Here is a 15,049-nt window from a genome sequence, read left to right on the forward strand (position 1 = left end):
ACTGAAGGAAACGCCTTATTCTCAATACGGTGTGCTTCTTGCTGTGACCAATTACAACCAGGCAGCGATGACCGCATTACTGACAACGAAGCAACGGGAGACCATGTTATTGCCTTAACGGGGTTTGTCGATTCGACAATACATATCCTCGAATGCAATGCAGAACAGCGCTAGAGGCAGATTCGGATCTAGGTCTCTACGCCTCGCTAGAGGCTAACTCAGGGGCGTCTACACCTTGGGATTCTTCATAGGGAAGCCCGGTCACCTCGTGATAAACCTTGTCATATTCCACGGCTGACTTTGTCCAGCTAAAGTTTTCACGCATACCGCGTTGTTGGAGCTTTCGCCACGGCTCTTTGTACTGGAAGCCTTCCCAGGCTCGCACCATGCAGGTGTATAAGTCTAAAGGTTCGTAGCGATCGAAGCAGTATCCCGTTCCAGTTTCGTTGGTGGGGTCGTGGTGGGTAACCGTGTCTACGAGTCCGCCTGTCCGCCGAACGATGGGAACTGAGCCATACCGTAAGGCAATCAACTGGCTGATCCCGCAGGGTTCAAAGCGGGAGGGCATCAGGAACGCATCGGTGCCTGCATAAATACCCCGTGCCAGGGTGTCGTTATAGAGCAGGTAGGCAGCAACCCGTCCGGGATAGCGAGAGGCGACTTGCCAGAGCTGGGTTTCATACTGGCGATCGCCCGTTCCCAGGAACACAAATTGCGCGTTCGTATAGGAAATAAAGCGATCCAGGATCTGCATGACTAAATCCAGACCTTTTTGTTCGACCAATCGGGACACCATTCCCACCAAGAAGGCTCCGGCATTGACCTCAAGACCGACTTCTTCCTGAAGGGCAATCTTGTTAGCAATACGTTTCTCGATGGTGTCAGCGCTGTAGGTTTGTGCCAGGTGTTTATCGGTTTCCGGGTTATACAAATTCGTGTCAATGCCGTTGAGAATACCGTTTAAATTTCCACTGACAAAGGACATCAGCCCTTCTAAGGTTTCGCCATATTCGACGGTTTGGATCTGCTGGGCATAGGTGGGGGATACGGTGGTGACTCGGTTCGCAAACTGCACTGCTGCGGCCATCGTGTTATGTCCCTGCATATACCACGGACACCAGGTCATTTTTTCCAATCGCCAGCGCCACGGCCCTTGGTAGGCAAGGTTGTGGATGGTGAAAACGGTCGCAATATCAGGATCTTGGTGCATCCACACCGGAATCATGCCCGTATGCCAATCGTGGCAATGGATCACGTTGGGTTTCCAGTAGTTCCAGGCAAACTCAGCGGCTCCGTTGGCAAACAGCGTGAAACGCCAATCTTCCTCTTCGCCACCATAGACGCGACGCGGCCAAAAGGAGGGATGCCCGAAGAGGTAGAGCGGCACATCGGTTCCGGGGAAAAGCGTTTCGTACACGGAGAAATTCTGAAACATGGCCGAGCCACGCCAGACGGGTTCGTTGGGAATGTCGAGCTTATCGGGCATAAACCCGTAGTAGGGGATAAATAGGCGGACATCATGCCCCATCTGCCGCAGCACCTTCGGTAGGGCACCGACTACATCTCCCATGCCTCCCACTTTTGCGAGGGGCGCTGCTTCCGCTGCAACAAATAGAATTCGCATCTGGTTTTGTCTCTCAATTCGTTTTGAACCGTCTAGAACCAGTCTAGAGGGCTACGGTACTTGTGCATAGGTGTCGGAAGGGGTTTCAAAGAGAGAGCGATCGCCCTCTTTACGAAACGCGATCGCCCAAGACAGATCAAACTGGGATTAACGACTACGAGCGCTGAACCTCGGCCAGAATTTCGTCCAGAATCTCCTGTGCGCCCTGGTCACGCAGTTTGAGTGCGAGAGTGGTTCCCAGTTGCTCCGCATCGGTTGCGGCACCAGAGACTTCATCCTTAATCAGGCGCTTCCCATCAAGACTAGCCACCAGTCCCGTGAGGGTCAAGCTATCCCCATCAATAACAGTATGCACACCGATGGGAACCTGGCAGCCGCCTTCAAGTTCCCGCAGGAATGCCCGTTCCGCATAGCAGCGTAGAGCCGTGGGCTTGTGTTCTAACGCTTTGAGCAGCTCTAGCACTTCTGGATCATCGGCGCGACACTCAATCCCTAACGCCCCTTGACCGACGGCATGGAGGGAAATTTCGGGAGGAAGAATCTGATGGATGCGATCGCCCATTCCCAGACGCTCCAATCCAGCCACCGCCAGAATCAGCGCATCGTACTGACCATCGTCTAACTTCTGGAGGCGGGTGTTGAGGTTACCCCGCACGTCCTTAAATTCCAAGTGGGGGTAGTGGTGACGCAGTTGGGCTAGGCGACGCAAGGAAGAAGTGCCAATCACTGCCCCTTCTGGTAGTGTGGCAATCTGCTTACCTAGATGCTTTTCGTGCAGAACGAGAGCATCAGCAGGATTTTCACGTTCGGTGACGCAGCCTAAAATCAAGCCTTCCGGTAAGCGGGTCGGCAAATCCTTCAAGGAATGAACGGCAAAATCGATGGAGCCGTTCAACATACCAACTTCTAGCTCTTTCGTGAAAAGCCCTTTATCACCAATCTTAGCCAGCGCTACGTCCAGGATGTTGTCCCCCTGGGTGCTCATCGTTTCGATTTCAAACACCCGATTTGGATAGTGCTCCTGGAGGCGATCGCGCACCCAATGCGTTTGAACTAGAGCCAACTGACTCTTGCGAGAACCAATGCGAACCGTGCGAGGCGGACTAGCAACCATGAACCATTCCTGTTTATCAAACCGACTGTAATAACGCCGACAAAAGGGCACGTTTATCTACATTACCCTAGTGCGCTACCCCTAATAGTGAAGACTCCCGTTCCCGCAACATTCCTTTATGGCGAATCTATGGCGATCGCCTTTCCAAATTTGCGGCACACCTACCAGAATTTAGATGGAATGTCTGCTGTGCCTAAAACTCCTCTAGGCTTTGCTAGATCAATGTATCAGGCGATCGCCTCTAGGGTGGCCGAATAGCATACGCAAAGAATTATTAAGCTGTTGCGCGGGTTTTCACGGGCAGGTGGCCTCCGCTAGCTCAGCGCCTCCTGGAAAGCACGGGTCGCCGAATCCTCAATTAAATGTCACAATGGAGTGAATTGATTACCCCAGCAATATCCTGATCTATGGTCTTCAATCCCGATAACACCGATTTTTTCAGTGAGCATATCGAAGACAGTAATCAGATCAATCATCTGCTCAAGTATCTTCAAAACCAGTCGCCCGAAGTCTTAGCGCGGGTTGCACGTTCCGTCACGCCTGAGATTAAGCAAATTATTTCTCAGAATGTGCAAGGACTGGTGGGGGTGTTACCCGCCGAAGGGTTTAGCGTTCAAATTACGACGGATCGCGAGAATTTGGCCGGACTGTTAGCCTCTGCGATGATGACAGGCTACTTTCTGCGCCGGATGGAGCAGCGGATGGAGCTGGAGGACAGAATTAGCGGCTCGATCCTCTCCAGCGATTTCCTGGATCGTAGCGATCGCCCCTCGTCCAGCGATAATTTCGGATTTTAATAGAACCGGAAACCTTACAAACGCTATCTACTCTAGTAAGAGCGACTGATCCAGGATATTCTTTACGATCACGCTATTCAGCTCACAGGGCATAGAAATAGCAGCAGTTATGGAGAACGTATCTCTATACAATCAAGGGCGATCGTGGGTCTATCCCAAACTCATCCTCACGATGGCGTTTTGGGGCGGTACTTTTATTGCGGCTCGGATCGCGGTGCAGACGATGGAGCCATTCGCGGCTGCTTTCTGCCGATTTGCGATTGCCTCCCTCTGCTTGGTTGCGTTAACCCTGCGTCTGGAGGGGAAGTTCCCCCGATTAACATCCCGCCAACTGCCGTTCCTGATCCTGCTGGGTCTAAGCGGCATCTTTGCCTACAATGCGTTTTTCTTTTTGGGGTTGCAGACGGTTCCTGCGAGTCGGGCGGCTCTCATTGTTGCGACTAATCCCGTTTTTATTGCGATTTTCTCGGCGCTGCTGCTCAAGGAACCGTTGACCCGGCTCAAAGGGATGGGGATTGCCCTTTCCCTAACTGGAGTAACGGTGGTTATTTCCGGCGGCAATCCCTTGGCACTATTAGCCGGAGATATGGGACGCGGCGAGCTATATATCCTTGGCTGCGTCTTGAGTTGGGTCGTCTATACGCTGGTGGGTAAACGGGTGATGGGCGAACTGTCTCCCCTCATCACGACAACCTACTCCTGTCTCTTTGGTACCCTGGCGCTGCTCATCGTTGCCCTCTTCCGAGGATTCGCCACGGACTGGACAACCTTTGCACCGGAGGCGTGGATGAGCGTCGCGTATCTGGGGATCTTGGGCACCGCCACAGGGTTCAACTGGTACTACGAAGGCGTACTGGCGATCGGGTCTGCCAAAGCTTCGGTCTTTATCAATCTGGTGCCTGTGTTTGCGATCGCCCTAGCCGCCTTACTGTTAGGTGAATCCATCACGTTACCCTTGGTCATCGGCGGTGCATTGGTAATTTCAGGGGTATATCTCACCAATTGCAGCCGATAATGGCTGGCGACCCATAGCAAGACGTACTCATAATGAGTATGATTAAGAAAGACGCTATTGAATGTTGCCATGCGAATTGAATCTATCCCGATTAACCAAATTCGTCGTCCGCTCTTTCGCCAAAACGACCCCGACAAAGTTCAAGCCTTAATGGAATCCATTCGTGAAATTGGCTTACAAGAACCGATTGATGTGTTGGAAGTAGACGGTCAGTATTACGGCTTTTCCGGTTGTCATCGGTATGAAGCGTGTAGCCGATTGGGGCATGAAACGATTCTCTGTCGGGTTCGGCGTGCGCCTAAGTCGGTATTGCGGATGCACATTGCGTAAGGGTGAAATTGTCTGTACAGGTGGGCTTCGGAGCATCGCGTGAATACTGTACGGGCGGGTTTTGCCGATAGACCTTGCTCCGCATCAAAACTTGACTGCTAAACCCGCCCATAGCGTTAAATTAATGATTGATGCACCGGATCTGAGATGATGTACACCCCTCAACTGCGATCGCACATGGCCTCCGTTGGTATTCCCAGCTTTAAAGCATTGAGTCGAGCGGCAGAGGTGTCCGAATGGCAGGTATTGCAGCTCCGTCAGGGTAAGGCCGATCAGATGCGGGCAGAGGTGTTGAGCAAACTGGGACGGGTGCTTGGGCGATCGCTGGATCAACTGGTGCAAGAGTTTTCATCCCTAGAGGTTGAGACATCGTCTGCGGCGGTATCCTCCATCGAAGCCGTCCAGCAAGAATATCAGCGATTACAAACTCAACTAGAGCAGCAAAAAATCGCTCTCAGCCAGGATCTGCAGCGTCAAGTGCTGCAGATCCTGGAAACCCTCCTCCTCCAACTTCCGACGGCGGCCTATGCTGCCCAGCAAAACCCTGACTTACCCGCCCAACGATTGCTACCGTTGCTAAAGCCGATTGATCAACTATTGCAGAAATGGGGAGTCGAGGCGATTGCCCCAGTGGGTGCAGAGATTCCCTATGATCCCAAAATTCATCAATTGTTAGAGGGAACTGCGAATGTGGGCGATCGCGTTCGGATCAGATATATAGGATATCGTCAGGGTGAAACGTTGCTGTATCGTGCCAAGGTCAGCCCTGTTTCAAGCCAACGTCAGGTTTAATGTCTGTTTTCAGGAAATTCTCAGGGTTCCTTCAGCTCCCCATCAGTGAGTAGGACTCAGTTTCCTCTAAAGTAGAGGTAAGACCTACCCAGCGGATGATGTTATGGCTCTCCCCTTTGCTAAGCTGTCAGCACGCCCTATTTCCGGCCTTCGTCGATTATCCACCCCTATGCAGTTTTTGGGTTTGATCTGTTTCGCCTTTTTTTCCACTACGGCTCCAGCACTCGCGCAGGACGTAGAACCCAGTGTTAACCCTGTCATCCTTCTTCAGCAAGCTCTGGAATGGATTGATCGTTTGGGCACCACAGGGGCGATCGCTTTTATGGTGATTTATGCTTTAGCCACCGTAGCATTTTTCCCGGGTTCGATATTGACATTGGGAGCCGGAATTCTATTCGGGGTGGTCTGGGGATCGGTCTATGTGTTTATCGGTGCGTGTGGGGGGGCAACCCTGGCTTTTCTCGTCGGACGCTACGTGGCACGGAGTTGGATTGCCAAAAAAATTGCAGGAAACCCAAAATTTGCCGCGATTGACAAAGCTGTAGGACGAGAAGGGTTCAAAATTGTGCTGCTGACGAGGCTTTCTCCGGTCTTTCCATTCAACCTCCTAAACTATGCGTTGGGACTGACCAGTGTGTCTCTCAAGGACTATGGGATGGGCTTTATTGGGATGATACCTGGAACGATCATGTATGTCTATGCAGGCTCTCTTTTGGGCGATCTCGCGACGTTGGGATCAGGCAATTCGTCGATTCCGCCTGCGATCCGCTGGACATTAAATATTATTGGGTTTATAGCCACTGTTGCTGTAACGCTCTACGTCACTAAAGTTGCACAACGAGCCTTAGAAACCGAAGTCGGTGTATCAGATTTAGAAAACGACAACGATGCTGAGGGACAAGCCCATGTATAGCTGGATTAAACCTAGAAGCCATTCTCTCTCGATGGATTTAATTGTTTCATTGGCGATCGCCCCTTTGGAGACTCTATGACACCACAGCACAATGCGTCGTCCCTAATCGCACCGCTCGACACCTACAACCAAACCTTGGTGTCCCACGTCCATCCTCTAGATTGGATCAATCCCACACCAGCCGACTGTTACGACCTCGTGGTGATTGGGGCAGGGACGGCTGGGCTGGTGGTGGCAGCAGGGGCAGCAGGGCTTGGCATTGGCCTCAAAGTGGCGCTGGTGGAACGCCATCTGATGGGAGGAGATTGCCTCAATGTGGGCTGTGTGCCGTCGAAGTGCATGATTCGGTCATCGCGAGTGGTGGCAGAAATGGCGAATGCTGATGCCTTTGGGGTGAAATCTCCGACAGAGATCGAGGTGGATTTCCCAGCCGTTATGGAGCGGATGCGCCGACTGCGAGCAGGCATCAGCCATCATGACTCTGCTCAACGCTTTCGAGATTTGGGCATTGATGTCTTTTTAGGCCAGGGACGTTTTGTACATGACCGCACATTGGAGGTTGAGGGACAGAATCTCAAGTTTCGTAAGGCAGTAATCGCAACGGGAGCAAGGGCAGTGCGTCCGTCTATTCCTGGCTTGGAGGAAGCAGGATTTCTCACCAATGAAACCGTTTTTTCCCTCACCGATTGTCCCAAACGGCTTGCCGTGATTGGAGGTGGCCCGATTGGTGCAGAATTAGCTCAAGCCTTTCAACGCTTAGGTTCAGAGGTAGTTTTGCTCCATAAGAGTGGACATATTTTGAACAAAGAGGATGCTGACGCTGCAGCAATTGTGCAGAATGGCTTTCTCAAAGAAGGAATAAAGCTGATTCTAAATGCAACGATTGATCGCGTAGAGTCTACGCCGGACGGGAAACAGATTCACTACACCAGCAATGGACAATCAGGAAGCGTTACTGTAGACGAAATTCTAGTGGGTGCGGGACGTGCCCCCAACGTCGAGGGCCTAAATTTAGAAGCAGTGGGTGTGAAGTACGACACACGCCACGGGGTCGAGGTCAACGACTATTTGCAAACTACCAATCCCAGGATCTACGCAGCGGGGGATATTTGCATGGATTGGAAATTTACCCATGCGGCGGATACGGCGGCGCGAATCGTGATCAAGAATGCCCTCTTTGCACCCTTTGGACTTGGCCGCTCAAAACTTAGCAGTGTTGTGATGCCCTGGGTGACCTACACCGATCCAGAGATTGCCCATGTGGGACTCTATGAGCATCAGGCGCAAGAGCAGGGAATGACCACAAACACCATTCATATTCCCTTTAGTCAGGTGGATCGGGCGATCGCCGATGGGGAAACCGACGGCTTTATTAAAATTCTCCACAAACAAGGTTCAGACGAAATTCTGGGGGCAACGATCGTCGGTCGCCATGCGGGAGAGATGATTAGCGAAGTCACAACGGCGATCGCCCATAAAATTGGACTCAGTAAACTCTCCAGCGTGATCCATCCCTATCCCACTCAGGCCGAATGCATCAAAAAAGCCGCAGATGCCTACCGTCGCACCCTGCTAACCCCGCGCACTCAAAAGCTCTTGAGTATTCTGACTAAGTTTTCCTGAACTCTCTATTTCTCAATCTGTCTCACTGGGACATGGTGGGCGGCGAGGTGGTCTTTAATCTCGGCAACGGTGAGCTGGCCGTAGTGGAGAAGAGAGGCGAGCAGGGCAGCTTCTGCCCGTCCATCTGTCAACGCCTCCCGGATGTGGTCACAGGTTCCGGCTCCTCCCGACGCGATCACCGGAATTTGCACCTGTTCGGCAATGGTGCGCGTCAGTTCGAGGTCATATCCGGCCTGGGTTCCATCGGCATCCATGCTGGTCACTAGCAGTTCCCCAGCCCCCCGCTGTTCAACGTCCTTCGCCCAGGCGATCGCGTCCAATCCTGTATTTTCACGTCCACCCCGCACATAGACATCCCATCCCGGATTGGCGGGATCGTCCCGACGACGGGCATCGATCGCCACCACAATGCACTGCACCCCAAAGCGATCGCTCGCCCGGTTAATAAAATCTGGGTCACGCACCGCTGAGGAGTTAATGCTGACCTTATCAGCTCCGGCGCGGAGAAGTTTCTTGATCGTGTCGAGGGAGCTAATCCCACCGCCAACGGTAAGCGGAATAAAGACCTGTTCAGCAGTGCGGTAGACCACGTCGTAGATGATGTCGCGGTCTTCGTGGGTGGCCGTGATGTCGAGAAACACCAGTTCATCGGCTCCGGCATCGTTATACGCCTGCGCCAGTTCCACCGGATCACCCGCATCGCGAAGATCTACAAAATTGACCCCTTTCACGACCCGTCCTGCCTTCACATCTAAACAGGGCAAAATTCGCTTCGCTAGCATAGCCACCTCATCATGCTCAAACCATTATTCTAAGCGCTGTACCGGAAAACTTGGGCAAAAACAAAAACAGAACCCAGAGCATACCTGAGTTCCGCCATTGAACGAGTAAAGCCGTTTGGGGAAATTGACTCTGAGTCTTAGGCCAAATATTTGTCTAAGGTTGCGCTATATTCCTCGTACTTCTTTGCACCCACTAGGGTTTCGGCAATCTCGCCATTGGTAAGGAACATGACCGCCGGAATGCTCCGAACACCATACCGTTTGGCGATTTCTTTGTTGGTATCGAGGTCAAGCTTGAAGACCTTGGCGCGATCGCCATACTCATCTGACAATTGATCAATTAGGGGAGCGATCAGCTTACAAGGGCCGCACCAGGTTGCAGTGCAATCCACCACAAATAGAGACTCTGAGGTTAAAAGACTGTCAAATTCGGCTTCGTTTTGAATGTAGGCAGCAGGCATAGGTTTTTTCTCAATCAAAACCCCATTCTCTCATGGAGGGGCGATCGCCCTCCTTAAACCTTCGGCGTTTTTGTGTGCCAATCGGTCGCTTGCTCGTAGGCATAGGCCACCTGGAACACCTTTTCTTCCTGAAGCACATTGCCAATGATCTGCAAGCCAATCGGCAATCCCTGACTGTCAAAACCACAGGGCAAGCTTAATCCCGGTAATCCTGCCAAGTTCACCGGAATCGTCATCAGGTCATTCAGGTACATTGCCAGAGGATCATCAGCGTTATCTCCGGCTTTGAAGGCCGTCGTCGGCGAGGTAGGACAGACCAACACATCCACGTCTGCAAAGGCTTTCTCAAAGTCTTGCTTAATCAGCGTCCGCACCTTTTGCGCCTTGAGATAGTAAGCATCGTAGTACCCCGCCGAAAGCGCATAGGTGCCCACCATAATTCGGCGTTTTACTTCCGAGCCGAAACCTGCCGCCCGGGTCTTCATGTACATATCCAGCAAATTTTCGGCATCATCTGCCCGGAACCCGTATTTCACCCCGTCATAGCGAGCGAGGTTGGCCGACGCTTCCGAAGGCGCAATGATGTAGTAGGTGGGCAGTCCGTAACGGAACATGGGGCAGGAAATGTCCACCACCTCGGCACCGAGGGATTTTAGCGTATCGATGGCCGCGTGAACCGATGCGCCCACTTCGGAATCTAAGCCTTCTCCAAAGGTTTCCGTAATGATGCCGACCTTGGTTCCCTTTTTCAGCTTCGGACCCAGGGCCGCCGTATAATCGGGAATCTCAACCTTAAGGCTAGTGGAATCTTTCGGGTCATAGCCAGCGATCGCCCCTAGCAGAATGGCGGCATCTTCCACGGATCGCCCAAAGGGGCCAATCTGATCCAGCGACGACGCATAGGCAACAAGTCCATAACGGGATACCAACCCATAGGTAGGTTTTATGCCGACCACGCCACAGAACGAGGCTGGCTGACGAATCGAGCCTCCGGTATCTGACCCTAGGGCGATCGGGCATTCTCCAGACGCAACTGCCGCTGCCGACCCACCCGACGATCCACCGGGTACTCGCTCTAAATCCCACGGGTTCGCCGTAACCTGAAAGGCTGAACTTTCGGTAGAACTGCCCATCGCGAACTCGTCCATGTTGGTCTTCCCGACCATGACGGTGCCCGCATCGGCTAACTTTTGCACCACCGTGGCATCGTAGGGCGGCACAAAATTTTGCAGAATCTTAGACCCACAGGTGGTTCGCACGCCCTTGGTACACATATTGTCCTTAATAGCGATCGGAATCCCGGCAAGAACGCCAACCTCTTCGCCCGCTGCAATCTGCGCGTCTACCTGCTTGGCTTTTTCCAGGGCTGCATCTGGGGTGAGCTGCAAAAAGCTGCGCACCTTTGGCTCTAGGCTCTCAATCTGCTTCAACGTTTCTTGAGCTAGTTCAACGGCAGACAGTTTTTTGCTCGTAAGTTGGGTATGCAGTTCGCGGATGGATGCCATGCCGTTACCTCTGGATGAGTTCGAAATTCTAATGTATCGCCAGTATTGAAGGTTAGCACTGAATGCGGCTTTGCGTAAGGGCGATCGCCCGTTCCCACCGCCAAACCATTCAGAGTTGTAATCCCACCTGGCGATCGCGCCACTTCACAAAGTGTGTCATGGGCGATCGCCCTTTTCAATTCTAGGGTGAGAATAGAGGAAAGATACTCAACAGATGAACCTATGCTTTTGACTGGAAACCGATGGAGGGCGATCGCGCTTAGTCCGATCTTTATCCTGGGATTGGTCGGCTGTGGCGCAAGCATTTCTCCGGGCGACTCTCCATCGGCAACCGCTCCCCCAACCACCGCCCAGCCGTCACCCCAGCACACTACGATACCGCCTCAAGTGGAGCGATCGCCCATTCTCGACAATCCGGTGCCGCCTGACCCCCTGCCCGGTGTCAACGACAATGGCGACTATCAAAAGACGAGTTACCGTTCTTGGGTGGTCGTTGATCCCGATCCAGCCGGACTCAATTGCCGATGGTCGGATGAACTGCCTGCGGAATGGTACTCTCCCGCAACGCCCTACCCCCGAATGAACGTGAATGAGTGGCCGATTGTGCGCCAATTTCCTACAGGAACCGAGCTACAGGCCAACATTACCCCCGCAGGGTTTGCCCTGATGTACGACGAAAATCAAGCCCCGTGGCTCAAGGTCAACATTGGCGAACACGACGAAATTTGCCTGGTTCGAGCTAACACGGCCTACATTGAACCGATTCCGTACCCGTAATCCCTACACCTCCCACTTAATCTACCTCCTAGAAATTCCGACTTCTCCCAAGCTGCATCAAGGATTTGTTAACTGTTCCACCTCCTGAACTGGCACATTTCCCTGAAAATAAAAAATCCCTAAAAGCGACGGAAAAACTGGCTTTCAACCCTTCTATCCCTATTCTGTCCATCTGTGCCACTCTAAGAACTCCCCTAAACATCTACGGAAATACCGATGGTTTTCCTGTAGTTTCTAATTAACAACGCACAGGGTGACTTATTGATATGGCTTTCGGAAACGGTATCTTCAACTCTAAAAGATCTAGTTCAAATAACGACAGCGCGCTGAATGTAAAAACGCTAGTATCCTGCGGTGTTCCACCTGCGATCGCCAATAAAGTGGCCTACTCTCCTCAAACGTTAACGACAGCAGAAGTTTGCCAAATTAAGCAATGTCTGGAAAAGACACGCCACAACATTCATCAGAAAGTGGGTAACTTAGACGCCATTATTCAAGAATTTAGCTACGTCGATAGTTTCAATACCCTCTAAACCTGGTCAACACATCTGCATCTGGGAACTCGGTATACCATTAAGGCAATGTGCTGTGGAGCTAGTGACTGGTGGTATTTGCGATCGCCCAGAAAGCAGACCGTTTTCTAACCTATGTCCTGTCAGATTCGAAGACCAATGCAGAACTAGAGATCGTGCCAGAGCGCGGAGGCATCGTGACCCAATGGCGCATCGGGAAGGACGACATCCTCTATCTGGACAAAGAACGATTTCTCGATCCCCAACTCAGCATTCGGGGGGGTATTCCGATTCTGTTTCCCATCTGCGGCGACTTGCCGAATAACGCCTACACTTACCAAGGAACAAGCTATTCCCTCCCGCAGCATGGCTTTGCCCGTAATTTGCCGTGGCAGGTGACACAGCAGGATACCCAGAACGCGGCAGAACTCACGCTTACGCTCCAGCAAACGCCTGAAACCTTAGCGGTGTATCCCTTCGAGTTCCAAATCGACTTCACGTACCGACTCCGGGGCAATCAGCTTGAAATCATCCAGCGCTATACGAATCGCTCCGATGATCTGATGCCCTTTTCCACCGGATTGCATCCCTACTTCAACGTGCCCGACAAGTCCAAGTTGCAGGTAGAAATCCCGGCAACCCAGTTTCAGCGGAAGGGCGAACCGTCGGTTCACCCCTTCGACGGAACATTTGATTTTAGAGAACCGGAAATTGACGTGGCGTTTATGGATGTGTCGGCTCCGGTCGCTGCCGTTGCCGATCCGGTACAGAACTATAAGCTCGTCCTGCGCTACGACCCTCTGTATAGCACCCTGGTCTTTTGGACGGTATTTGGTAAGGACTACTACTGCTTGGAACCATGGAGCGCTCCCCGTAATGCCATCAATACGGGTAAACACTTGACCCATCTTGAACCGGGTGTATCCCTCGAAACGTCCGTAAGTCTCCACATCGAACCTTTAAGCTAGGTCGCCCCATCCATAAAAAATAAATTTGCCCACCGTCCGTTTGATGTGTTAACGTAATTTACGGTGAGCAAGACAGCGCATGACTGCTTTAGGGTCGCTAGCTCAGCGGTAGAGCACTCGGCTTTTAACCGATTGGTCCTGGGTTCGAATCCCAGGCGACCCATAAAATTCGGAAGCGTTATATCGCTAAGGTGTAAGGTGTCAGGACTGTTGCATCGTCAGATGAGCTGTAGGCTATATGGTTACCCTTGAAGACCTAGAACAACGGTTACTTGCACCTACAGAAACAGAGCAGCTTGAATTCAAAGAAGCTAAGCAGCAATACGATACAACTAAACTTTTACGATACTGTGTAGCTTTGGCTAATGAAGGGGGTGGTTATCTAGTCCTCGGTGTCACTAATAAACTGCCTCGAAGTGTAGTAGGGACAAAGGCGTTTCCATCGCCAAATTCCCTCAATGACATCAAGGCTCTAATTGTTGACAGGCTTAGGTTTCGAGTAGAAGTCACAGAGTTAAATCATCCCAATGGACGGGTGCTAGTTTTTGAAATACCCACCCGTCCGATGGGGCAAGCCTTCACTTTTGATGGCGCATATTTAATGCGAGCAGGTGAAGATTTGGTGCTAATGACGCCAGATATGCTCAAACGCATCTTTGCTGAAGATCGGCAGGATTGGTTTTCCCAAGCTGCTCGATCTGATGCTAACCCTGATGATGTCATTGCTCTGCTTGATACTCAAACATACTTTGAACTGCTAGACATACCCTATCCCACAAGTCGTGATGCCGTCTTGGAGCGATTGCAGAATCAAGATTTAATTAAGCAGACATCTCAAGGTTGGATGATCACAAATTTAGCTGCCGTTCTTCTTGCGAAAAAGCTAGATGCCTTTTCTTCTGTATTGGCTCGCAAAGCTCCTCGTGTAGTCATTTACGAGGGCATAAACAAGCTGCAAACACGTGATGATAAAACTGACAATCGTGGCTATGCGGTTGGCTTTGAAGGGTTGGTCGATTTCGTCCATTCTGCTGCGCCACAAAATCGCTTCATTGAAGAAGTCGTGCGGGAAGAAGCTAAGATGTTCCCAAAGCAGGCACTCAGGGAACTAATTGCTAATGCACTGGTGCATCAAGACTTTCTAACTGCAGGTGCTTCAGTGATGATCGAAATGTATAGTGATCGAGTTGAAATTTCTAATCCTGGTATTCCGCCCATTCAGGTAGAACGTTTTATTGACGAATATCGTTCACGTAATGAACAACTCGCAGATCTTATGCGTCGCTTTGGTATTTGTGAAGAAAAAGGCAGTGGCATTGACAAAGTAGTAAATGCAGCAGAGATATTTCAGTTACCTGCACCAGATTTTCGCGTTGGCGAGACACGCACTACATCTACTTTATTCGCCCATCAGGACTTTGCCGATATGAGTAAATCAGATCGAATTCGAGCCTGCTATCAGCACTGCTGTTTGCAATATGTTAGTAATCAGCGGATGTCGAACCAGACGCTACGGAAGCGGTTTGGTTTTGACGAGTCAAAGAATGTCTTGGTCTCTCAAGTGATTGGAGCTACCAAGGAAGCAGGGTTAATTAAGGCAGATGAATCCGCGTCTGCCTCGACACGCTATGCTCGTTATCTGCCTTTTTGGGCATAGAAGTGCTTAAAAGCAAATCTGTACAGCTAACCATCTAAAGCTTGAAGCCCTGTTGAATCGAGCATCTAAGTGCTTAAAAGCAAATTGGAACTTCCATGAAGTCAATAAACCAGCAGTGTCTTAGCTCGACTTTATCCAATTGATCCAAAAAGGAAAGCAGCAAGCAGAATTCAGATGAG

Annotated in this window: 16 protein-coding genes and 1 tRNA gene; 12 read left to right on the forward strand and 5 right to left on the reverse strand. The window is 51.3% G+C overall.

All coding sequences use genetic code 11. The features are described 5' to 3' along the window. Window positions 1-196 precede the first annotated feature (196 nt). On the reverse strand, window positions 197-1,624 hold the full coding sequence (gene glgA, locus IGR76_00650) for a glycogen synthase GlgA (GenBank protein ID MBF2077054.1): 1,428 nt from the start codon (window positions 1,622-1,624) through the stop codon (window positions 197-199). A 154-nt stretch (window positions 1,625-1,778) separates the two neighbouring features. After that, window positions 1,779-2,738, reverse strand: a complete 960-nt coding sequence (hemC, locus tag IGR76_00655; GenBank protein MBF2077055.1) for a hydroxymethylbilane synthase — start codon at window positions 2,736-2,738, stop codon at window positions 1,779-1,781. A gap of 87 nt (window positions 2,739-2,825) precedes the next feature. On the opposite strand from hemC, the gene IGR76_00660 reads away from it, so the two are divergent. The 7 genes from IGR76_00660 (at window position 2,826) to IGR76_00690 (ending at window position 8,208) form a co-directional block, all read left to right on the forward strand. Beyond that, the gene (locus tag IGR76_00660) at window positions 2,826-2,996 is read left to right on the forward strand and encodes a hypothetical protein (protein MBF2077056.1); all 171 of its coding nucleotides are present in this window, start codon (window positions 2,826-2,828) and stop codon (window positions 2,994-2,996) included. Between the two features lie 149 nt (window positions 2,997-3,145). Then, the gene (locus IGR76_00665) at window positions 3,146-3,535 is read left to right on the forward strand and encodes a DUF760 domain-containing protein (protein ID MBF2077057.1); all 390 of its coding nucleotides are present in this window, start codon (window positions 3,146-3,148) and stop codon (window positions 3,533-3,535) included. Window positions 3,536-3,644: 109 nt separating this feature from the next. Further along, complete coding sequence (locus IGR76_00670; GenBank protein ID MBF2077058.1) at window positions 3,645-4,550, forward strand: DMT family transporter; 906 nt, start codon at window positions 3,645-3,647, stop codon at window positions 4,548-4,550. A 69-nt stretch (window positions 4,551-4,619) separates the two neighbouring features. Further along, entirely contained in the window at window positions 4,620-4,880 is a 261-nt protein-coding gene (locus IGR76_00675; GenBank protein ID MBF2077059.1) for a ParB N-terminal domain-containing protein, read from the forward strand. Between the two features lie 147 nt (window positions 4,881-5,027). Further along, entirely contained in the window at window positions 5,028-5,672 is a 645-nt protein-coding gene (locus IGR76_00680; GenBank protein ID MBF2077060.1) for a helix-turn-helix domain-containing protein, read from the forward strand. Between the two features lie 103 nt (window positions 5,673-5,775). Beyond that, window positions 5,776-6,585 (forward strand): TVP38/TMEM64 family protein, encoded by an 810-nt coding sequence (locus tag IGR76_00685; GenBank protein MBF2077061.1) that lies wholly within the window; start codon window positions 5,776-5,778, stop codon window positions 6,583-6,585. Between the two features lie 75 nt (window positions 6,586-6,660). Continuing rightward, the gene (locus IGR76_00690; protein MBF2077062.1) at window positions 6,661-8,208 is read left to right on the forward strand and encodes a mercuric reductase; all 1,548 of its coding nucleotides are present in this window, start codon (window positions 6,661-6,663) and stop codon (window positions 8,206-8,208) included. Window positions 8,209-8,213: 5 nt separating this feature from the next. Here IGR76_00690 and hisF read toward each other — a convergent pair whose 3' ends face one another. The 3 genes from hisF to gatA all read right to left on the reverse strand — a co-directional run bounded on the left by hisF (window position 8,214) and on the right by gatA (window position 10,956). After that, window positions 8,214-8,990 carry an imidazole glycerol phosphate synthase subunit HisF gene (gene hisF, locus IGR76_00695; protein ID MBF2077063.1) on the reverse strand — a complete coding sequence of 259 codons (777 nt, stop codon included), beginning with the start codon at window positions 8,988-8,990 and terminating at the stop codon, window positions 8,214-8,216. 137 nt (window positions 8,991-9,127) lie between these two features. Beyond that, on the reverse strand, window positions 9,128-9,451 hold the full coding sequence (locus IGR76_00700; protein MBF2077064.1) for a thioredoxin family protein: 324 nt from the start codon (window positions 9,449-9,451) through the stop codon (window positions 9,128-9,130). Between the two features lie 53 nt (window positions 9,452-9,504). Beyond that, window positions 9,505-10,956, reverse strand: coding sequence for an Asp-tRNA(Asn)/Glu-tRNA(Gln) amidotransferase subunit GatA (gene gatA / locus IGR76_00705; GenBank protein ID MBF2077065.1), 1,452 nt, complete (start codon window positions 10,954-10,956; stop codon window positions 9,505-9,507). 222 nt (window positions 10,957-11,178) lie between these two features. Between gatA and IGR76_00710 the strand changes: the two genes are divergently transcribed. The 5 genes from IGR76_00710 to IGR76_00730 all read left to right on the forward strand — a co-directional run bounded on the left by IGR76_00710 (window position 11,179) and on the right by IGR76_00730 (window position 14,870). Further along, window positions 11,179-11,733: a hypothetical protein gene (locus IGR76_00710; GenBank protein ID MBF2077066.1), complete on the forward strand. Its 555-nt coding sequence runs from the start codon at window positions 11,179-11,181 to the stop codon at window positions 11,731-11,733. Between the two features lie 380 nt (window positions 11,734-12,113). After that, window positions 12,114-12,266 (forward strand): hypothetical protein, encoded by a 153-nt coding sequence (locus IGR76_00715; GenBank protein MBF2077067.1) that lies wholly within the window; start codon window positions 12,114-12,116, stop codon window positions 12,264-12,266. A gap of 71 nt (window positions 12,267-12,337) precedes the next feature. Then, complete coding sequence (locus tag IGR76_00720; GenBank protein MBF2077068.1) at window positions 12,338-13,213, forward strand: aldose epimerase; 876 nt, start codon at window positions 12,338-12,340, stop codon at window positions 13,211-13,213. A gap of 91 nt (window positions 13,214-13,304) precedes the next feature. Next, a tRNA-Lys gene (locus tag IGR76_00725) sits at window positions 13,305-13,376 on the forward strand. Window positions 13,377-13,451: 75 nt separating this feature from the next. Beyond that, a complete protein-coding gene (locus IGR76_00730) occupies window positions 13,452-14,870 on the forward strand; it encodes a putative DNA binding domain-containing protein (GenBank protein ID MBF2077069.1) in 1,419 nt (472 codons plus the stop codon). Window positions 14,871-15,049: the final 179 nt, after the last annotated feature.

It is taken from the genome of Synechococcales cyanobacterium T60_A2020_003 (assembly GCA_015272205.1).
Lineage (GTDB): Bacteria > Cyanobacteriota > Cyanobacteriia > RECH01 > RECH01 > JACYMB01.

Excerpts from the sequence above, each read along its gene's own strand:
- gatA (MBF2077065.1), bottom strand. The coding sequence starts at position 10,956 with ATGGCATCCATCCGCGAACTGCATACCCAACTTACGAGCAAAAAACTG.
- IGR76_00680 (MBF2077060.1), top strand. The coding sequence starts at position 5,028 with ATGATGTACACCCCTCAACTGCGATCGCACATGGCCTCCGTTGGTATT.
- IGR76_00685 (MBF2077061.1), top strand. The coding sequence starts at position 5,776 with ATGGCTCTCCCCTTTGCTAAGCTGTCAGCACGCCCTATTTCCGGCCTT.
- IGR76_00700 (MBF2077064.1), bottom strand. The coding sequence starts at position 9,451 with ATGCCTGCTGCCTACATTCAAAACGAAGCCGAATTTGACAGTCTTTTA.
- hemC (MBF2077055.1), bottom strand. The coding sequence starts at position 2,738 with ATGGTTGCTAGTCCGCCTCGCACGGTTCGCATTGGTTCTCGCAAGAGT.
- IGR76_00675 (MBF2077059.1), top strand. The coding sequence starts at position 4,620 with ATGCGAATTGAATCTATCCCGATTAACCAAATTCGTCGTCCGCTCTTT.
- IGR76_00670 (MBF2077058.1), top strand. The coding sequence starts at position 3,645 with ATGGAGAACGTATCTCTATACAATCAAGGGCGATCGTGGGTCTATCCC.
- hisF (MBF2077063.1), bottom strand. The coding sequence starts at position 8,990 with ATGCTAGCGAAGCGAATTTTGCCCTGTTTAGATGTGAAGGCAGGACGG.
- IGR76_00710 (MBF2077066.1), top strand. The coding sequence starts at position 11,179 with ATGCTTTTGACTGGAAACCGATGGAGGGCGATCGCGCTTAGTCCGATC.
- IGR76_00665 (MBF2077057.1), top strand. The coding sequence starts at position 3,146 with ATGGTCTTCAATCCCGATAACACCGATTTTTTCAGTGAGCATATCGAA.
- IGR76_00730 (MBF2077069.1), top strand. The coding sequence starts at position 13,452 with ATGGTTACCCTTGAAGACCTAGAACAACGGTTACTTGCACCTACAGAA.
- glgA (MBF2077054.1), bottom strand. The coding sequence starts at position 1,624 with ATGCGAATTCTATTTGTTGCAGCGGAAGCAGCGCCCCTCGCAAAAGTG.
- IGR76_00690 (MBF2077062.1), top strand. The coding sequence starts at position 6,661 with ATGACACCACAGCACAATGCGTCGTCCCTAATCGCACCGCTCGACACC.